The sequence below is a fragment of the Trinickia sp. genome (assembly GCF_051961175.1).
Taxonomy (GTDB): domain Bacteria; phylum Pseudomonadota; class Gammaproteobacteria; order Burkholderiales; family Burkholderiaceae; genus Trinickia.
This window is the reverse complement of record NZ_JBQCDN010000435.1, coordinates 1-6,191: the sequence shown is the minus strand read 5'-3', so window position 1 is coordinate 6,191 and position 6,191 is coordinate 1. Positions and strand designations below refer to the sequence as shown.

At 63.8% G+C, this 6,191-nt stretch carries 7 protein-coding genes; 1 reads left to right on the top strand and 6 read right to left on the bottom strand.

Features of this window, described 5'->3' with window-relative positions; genetic code table 11:
- The coding region (locus ACTHL0_RS24630) for a glutamine synthetase beta-grasp domain-containing protein (protein ID WP_440569682.1) at window positions 1-154 on the bottom strand (154 nt) is incomplete at its 3' end.
- A 428-nt stretch (window positions 155-582) separates the two neighbouring features.
- Here ACTHL0_RS24630 and ACTHL0_RS24625 point away from each other — a divergent pair.
- The gene (locus ACTHL0_RS24625; RefSeq protein ID WP_440569680.1) at window positions 583-1,050 is read left to right on the top strand and encodes a rhodanese-like domain-containing protein; all 468 of its coding nucleotides are present in this window, start codon (window positions 583-585) and stop codon (window positions 1,048-1,050) included.
- 48 nt (window positions 1,051-1,098) lie between these two features.
- Here the strand turns inward: ACTHL0_RS24625 and ACTHL0_RS24620 are convergent, their stop codons facing one another.
- From ACTHL0_RS24620 to ACTHL0_RS24600, 5 genes are all read right to left on the bottom strand, one after another.
- Window positions 1,099-1,923 (bottom strand): competence/damage-inducible protein A, encoded by an 825-nt coding sequence (locus ACTHL0_RS24620; protein WP_440569679.1) that lies wholly within the window; start codon window positions 1,921-1,923, stop codon window positions 1,099-1,101.
- A gap of 9 nt (window positions 1,924-1,932) precedes the next feature.
- Window positions 1,933-2,745, bottom strand: a complete 813-nt coding sequence (locus ACTHL0_RS24615) for an EI24 domain-containing protein (RefSeq protein ID WP_440569677.1) — start codon at window positions 2,743-2,745, stop codon at window positions 1,933-1,935.
- A 12-nt stretch (window positions 2,746-2,757) separates the two neighbouring features.
- Window positions 2,758-3,753, bottom strand: coding sequence for a sterol desaturase family protein (locus ACTHL0_RS24610; RefSeq protein WP_440569681.1), 996 nt, complete (start codon window positions 3,751-3,753; stop codon window positions 2,758-2,760).
- A gap of 17 nt (window positions 3,754-3,770) precedes the next feature.
- Window positions 3,771-4,796, bottom strand: coding sequence for a YVTN family beta-propeller repeat protein (locus ACTHL0_RS24605; RefSeq protein WP_440569676.1), 1,026 nt, complete (start codon window positions 4,794-4,796; stop codon window positions 3,771-3,773).
- A gap of 134 nt (window positions 4,797-4,930) precedes the next feature.
- Window positions 4,931-6,191, bottom strand: a 1,261-nt coding sequence (locus ACTHL0_RS24600) for a DUF3418 domain-containing protein (RefSeq protein ID WP_440569675.1), incomplete at its 5' end; no start/stop codon positions are given.

The following is a 6,191-nucleotide window of genomic DNA, read 5'->3' as shown; positions in this document are numbered from 1 at the left end:
ACGCATGGCCGCTCTCGAACTTGTCTTCGTCGAACGCCGACAGCGGCACCGAGACGTGCTGCTCCTTGCCGCGCGTATCGGTGAAGCGAAAGTCGACAAACTTGACGTCCTCGTCCTTCACGAGCTGAATGACGTCGGCCACGGATTTACTCATATCCTCTTCTCCATTGATAGGTTCGGCGGTTCTTCGCTTTTATCGAGCGTCGGCTCATCGCGCCTTCCAGCGCCACAGCCGATCTTGCAAGCGATCGCCGCGGGTAAAAGCAGCTTCCGTGCCAGGGCGTTCGCACGAATCCGCCTTATGTGAGGTGTGGCCCGTCGGGCCGCGCCCCGTGGTGGACCCGAACGCGCACCGCCGCGAACAACGCTTTCCAAGTTCGAGCAAGCCAATGCACATCACTGGTGCGCTGCCGGGCATTTTTCGGGCTGTACCGCCCATTGTGGTGCATCGCTGTGTAAATTGCACTGTTTCGGCGCATCGCGTTGGCAACCGAGCGCATCCCCGTTTGTGCCGACCCGGTGGAAGCGCACGCAGACGCGGGGCTAGAATGTCCCTTTACCAAACCACGGAGAAGACGGGCCATGAGTTCGCTCGAACAGATCCTCGCGCAAGCCGGCGCGCGCCGCGCCGAACATCAATTGCCCTATGCCGGCGCCGTGTCGCCGCATGAAGCGTTCGAGCTTTTGCAGCTGGACCCGCGCGCGCGTCTCGTCGACGTGCGCACGCGCGCCGAACTCGACTGGGTTGGCCGGCCGCTCGTCGGCGACGGCCAATACGTGCATCTCGAATGGACACGGTATCCGGGCGGCGTGCCGAATGCGGAATTCGTCGAGCAACTGACGCAGGCGGTGCCCGCCAAGGACACCCCCGTATTGTTCCTGTGCCGCAGCGCGGCGCGCTCGAAACTCGCGGCCGTCGCGGCCGCACAAGCCGGATTCGAGCACGCCTACGATCTGCTCGAAGGGTTCGAAGGCGACAAGGACGGCAACGGCCACCGCAAGACGGTCACCGGCTGGTGCTTTCGCGGGCTGCCGTGGATGGGGGCCTGATTTTAGGGCGTGGATTTCAGGCCCGGATTCCGGGCCTGATTCCCGGGCTTAATCCGCCTGCGGCTCGACGATATCGCCGCCGAGCAGATGCACGCCTTCCCTGAGCTTGACGAACGCGGCGGCAACCGCCTCGGGTTCGCCTTTGACGCCCAGATCGATATGCCGCCGCGCGAAGACGCCGCCGCGCTCGGCATCGCCGACGCTCGGCAAGCTGAACACGCGCACGCCCGGAAAATCGGCTTCGATTTTCTCCATGAGCGGCGTCAGGGTCGATTCCATCAACTCGAACACGTAGAGCGAGCGCTCCGCGTGCGCAACGGCGTGGTGCAGATTCGCGTAGCGGGTATCGAGCACCCATTCGATCATCGGCCAGGCCATGACCGGAAAGCCCGGCACGAAATGATGATCGCCGAGCGAAAAGCCCGGAATCTTGTTGTAGCCGTTCGGGATGATCGTGGCGCCGCGCGGAAACACGCCCATGTTCATGCGATGGAGATTCTCGGGCGCGTCGAAGTCGATCGGTTCGGCGGCGCCACCCGTGCCTGACGCCGCCTGCATGTCGCGGATGCGGCTACGGATCAGTTCCGCCGCTTCGGGATGCAGTTCGAGCGGCACGCCCGCCGCCTGCGCCGCGCATTGGCGGGTGTGATCGTCGGGCGTCGCACCGATCCCGCCCGTCGAAAACACGATATCCCCCGAGGCGAACGAACGCTTCAGCGTGGCAGTGATGCGCTCGCGATCGTCGCCGACATATTCGGCCCAGCCGAGCGCCAGGCCGCGGGCGCTCAGCAATTCGATGACTTTCGGCAGGTGCTTGTCCACGCGCCGGCCCGAAAGGATTTCATCTCCGATGATGATCACGCCAAATGCCATATACCGCCCTCAAGTGGATGGAAGCGCCTCGTCGGCGCGCAGGCGCTGCAACGCGTCCAGGCAATAATGGCCGAACCATAGCGCCGAAAACACGAGGATAAACGCATAGATCCAGATCGTGGCGGCGGTAATCAACGGGAACAATACGACGAGCCAGACGGAGCCGGCCCAAATGAGCGTCGGCACCGTGCTGATCAGGCCCGACACCACCCCGATCGCAAACAGCGGCCCCCGATGGCGCCGGATCAGCGCCCGGCGCTCGGCGGGGCTCGCATGCAGCGCGAGCGCGTCGTAAGTCATGACGCGGTAGGTCAACCAGCCCCAGAGTAGCGGCGGAATCACGGCGAACAGCGGTGGGATGAGCCACAGCGGCAGCGTCACGAGGAACAGCACGACGCCCACGACGGCCGTCACGAGCGAATGCGCGAGCGAACCGTACCACGATCCGCCGCGACGCTGCTCCAGATCGGGATAGCGCCGCAGCGACAGATGGCGCACCACGAGCGGCATCGAAATGGTGGCGATCAAAAGCAGCACCGTCGTCACGATGAGCGGGATCGATAACGCGACCACGACAAACGGCCCCAGTGCCGCATGCAGCGCGCTCATGCCCACCCAATCGAAGGCGTGATCGAGCGTGGTACCCAGCCACGAGGCGGCCAGCCAGGCGCGTGCCGCACCCACGAGCGGCTGCCACATGAACCAGAAGAAGGCCCCCCACCCGGCCGCGGCCACCACGAACGGCAGGAACGTGAGCCACAGCATGCGCGGATGCACAGCGCCGGCCGCCGCCTTGCCGAGAGCGCGCAAAAACTCGCTCATGCGCCCGCCCCGTCAAACCGCGGCGGCATCCCCGCCGCCGGAGCGACGCAGGCCGAGCCGGCGCGCGATGCGCACGAACGCGAGCCAATGCTGTGCGAAAAAACCCTCTCCATACGATTCACCCTCGATCTGCTGGCGGATGCCGGTCGGTTCGACCGCGCGATTCCAGGACGCTGTCTTGAACAGCATATCCCACCACGGGAACAGCACACCGAAGTTGCAGCCGTAGGCCGTTCCCTCGTGGCCATAGCCGACCGCATGATGCCGGCGATGGAACGAGGGGCTGATAATCAGCCGCTCCAGCAGCGGGCCGAACGGCAGCCGCGCGTTCGTATGCTGCACGCTCTGGGCGAAATTCGTGACGGCGCTCAGTACGACGAACTGCGTCGGCGCAATGCCGATCGCGAGCGCGATCGCGGCGAAAAAGCCCGCTTGAATGACGTCGTCGAGCAAATGGTTGCGGTCGTCGCACCACAGCGACATCTGCCGTTGGCTGTGATGCACGGCGTGCAGTTCCCACCACACGCCGAAGCGATGCTGCCAGCGGTGATACCAGTAGCCGGCGAAATCGAGCACGATGAGGTAGATCGCGAACGCAACGATCGGCTTGGACGTCACGCCGGGCCAAAGCGTATCGAGATTGGCGTTCGCGATGCCGTGATAACGGAGCCAGACCTGGCTCCGATCGAAGATCGGCTGAAACGCCACGAAAAAGAACAGGTTGAAGAGCCCGAGCTTCGTGACCCAGGTGTACAGCACATCCACGCGCAGCGCTTTGCGGTTTTCCCACCGCTCGACAGGCCGCCATGCCTCCAGCGGCCGCAGCAACGCGTACATCGAGACAATTGTCAGAAAGCCGACGATGACGGGGTACAGCGCGTCGTACGTGTCCTCGTCGTAATCCATCCAACCGAACTTGAACAGCAGCGGCTGGATGACGTCGATGTAAAGCGAGGTTTGCAACGACGAGACGACCCCATCGAGCAACGCGACGATCGTATGCAGCATGGCGACAGGTCCCGCGCTCAAGCGCCGTTCGGTGCCGTCACCGGCGCACGGTCGTCAAAGAAGATCCCGTGCGGCGAGCGGCCGACGGCAATCGTCTTGATGAGCTTGCGCGTGTTCATGTCGATAATGCCGACGTGTTTGGCGAAGCGGAACGTCACCCACATATACCGCTTGTCGGAGGTCAGCTCCATGTCGTCGGGACCGGGCAGCAGGCCCGTGATGTCGCCCACGTTCGTCAGGGTGTTCTCGTCGATGATGCTGATCGTGCTGGCCACGCGGTTGCTCACAGCAACGTGCACGCCATCGTCCAGGGAGCGGAAGTTGTGCGCGCCCTTGCCCGTCTGAATTCGCTTGACGACCTTTTGCGTGCGCCAATCGATGACCGCGACGTCATCCTCCCCGGTCATGCCGACGAGCAGGTATTTCTCGCCCGGCGTCAGCCAGAGGCCGGCCGGCGTATCGCCAACCTTCATCTTCCACTTGACCGTTTGCGTCGGCAGATCGACGGCAGCCACTTCGCCCGACACCTGCAGCGTGACGAACACCGTCTTGTTGTCCTTCAAGAACGCCATATGGCTCGGCATTGTCGCGAGCGGCAGGCGGTTGACGAGCGTCGGCGTCTCCGTCTTGGAGTCATACGAGTAAATGTCGAGGCGATCCAGACGCAGCCCCGTCGTCACGAACCACTTGCCGTCGGGCGAGAAACCCAGTTGGTATGGATCTTCGACACCTTCCAGGCGCTTTTGCAGCTTGCCGGTTTTCGGATCGATGAACATCAGATCGTTCGATACCGAATCGGCCACGATCAGCGAGCGGCTGTCAGGCGTCAGCATCAAATGGTGAGGCTCCTTGCCCGTCGAAATCCTGGTGCCGACGATCTGTTCCGTCGCCTGATCGATCAGCGAGAGCGTCGCTTCACCGGAATTGAGCACGATGACGTCGTTCGCGTGTACCGCCGGGGATGCAGCCGCAACGCAAGCGGCCGCGAGCACACCGGCGAGCTGCTTGGCCCGCGCAGTGCGTGTGAGAAAAGAGATAAGCATGGGAACCCGTTCGAAAAAGCCGCCGCCATCATAAAACGTTTGCGCCCCGGCGCGGTTGACGAAGATTCAAAAAACTCGGGGCCCCCGCAGCCGGGAATGGAAAGCGGATATGGGGCGGTATCGCGCCGCCGTGCTCATCGCTGCATCGATTCCCACACTTTGTGCAAACGCTTGACGGAGACTGGCATCGGCGTGCGGAGTTCCTGCGCGAACAGCGAAACACGCAATTCTTCGAGCAGCCATCTGAATTCCGTCAGCCGCGGATCGGCCACACCCGCGCGCGCCGATTGCGCGCGCTGATACTGGATCAGCAACGGCTGCATCTCCGCGAACGAGCGCGCATCGCGCGCAGGGTCGGCCTTGAGTTTATCGATGCGCTGCCCCATCGCTTTCAGGTAGCGCGGAAAGTGCGCGAGCTGAGCGTAAGGCGTATCGACGACGAACCGCTTGCCGATCAGCGCCTGCAATTGCTGCTGCATATCCGCATAGGCCTGCGCGAACGGCTTGGCCTGCGCAAGCTTCTTGGTCACGGCCGCGTATTCGGTCAGGATCTGTCCGACCAGACGCGCGATTTCCTGTGCCAACAGCGACAGCCGGCCCTTGCCCTCGTCGCGGCGCGCATGGAAGCTCGCGTCGTCCACGGGCAGCGGCTCTTGCAGACAAGCGCGTTCGAGCGTCATGTCGATCAGTTGATCGCGCAGCACCTCCTGAGTGCCGAGCGGCATGAACTGCATCGCCATTTCGCGCAAGCCCGGCAGGTTCTTTTCCAGGTACTTGATCGGCTCGCGCAGCTGCAACGCGAACAAACGCCGCAGCCCGGCCCGGTGGATCCGTGCGGCTTCTTCGGGCGAATCGAATACTTCGACGTCGCAATGGGTTGTGCGATCGACGAGCGCCGGATAGCCGAACAACGTCTGTCCGCCGCGCCGGATCTCGAGCAGTTCCGGCAGCTTGCCGAAGTTCCACGTCGTCAGATTGTCGTAGAGCGCCGTTCCGGTTCCGATTCCACTTCCCTCTCCCGTTCCCCCAGGGGCATTCGCCGCGGCGACGCCAGCCTTGGCGCCCGGTCCCGCGAAGGGACGTGCGCCGCTCGCCACCCGCCCCGCTGGCTGTGCCTCGCCTGCCGCGCCGCCCGTGTTCAATGCCGCTCCCGCTGAGAGCTTCTGGAAATGCCGCTGCGCATCCGCCCCCATCTCCGCGCGCAGTTGCGCGAGGTTGCTGCCCATGGCGAGCTGCCGGCCATGCTCGTCGATGGCCTTGAAGTTCAGGAACAAATGCGCCGGCAACGTCTCCAGCTTGAAATCGGTCGATTTGAGCGCGACCTGGGTCTGTTCGCGCACGTCGGCAATCAGCCCCTCGACCAGACCGCCCGCGCCGGCGCGCGACTCGTGGCGC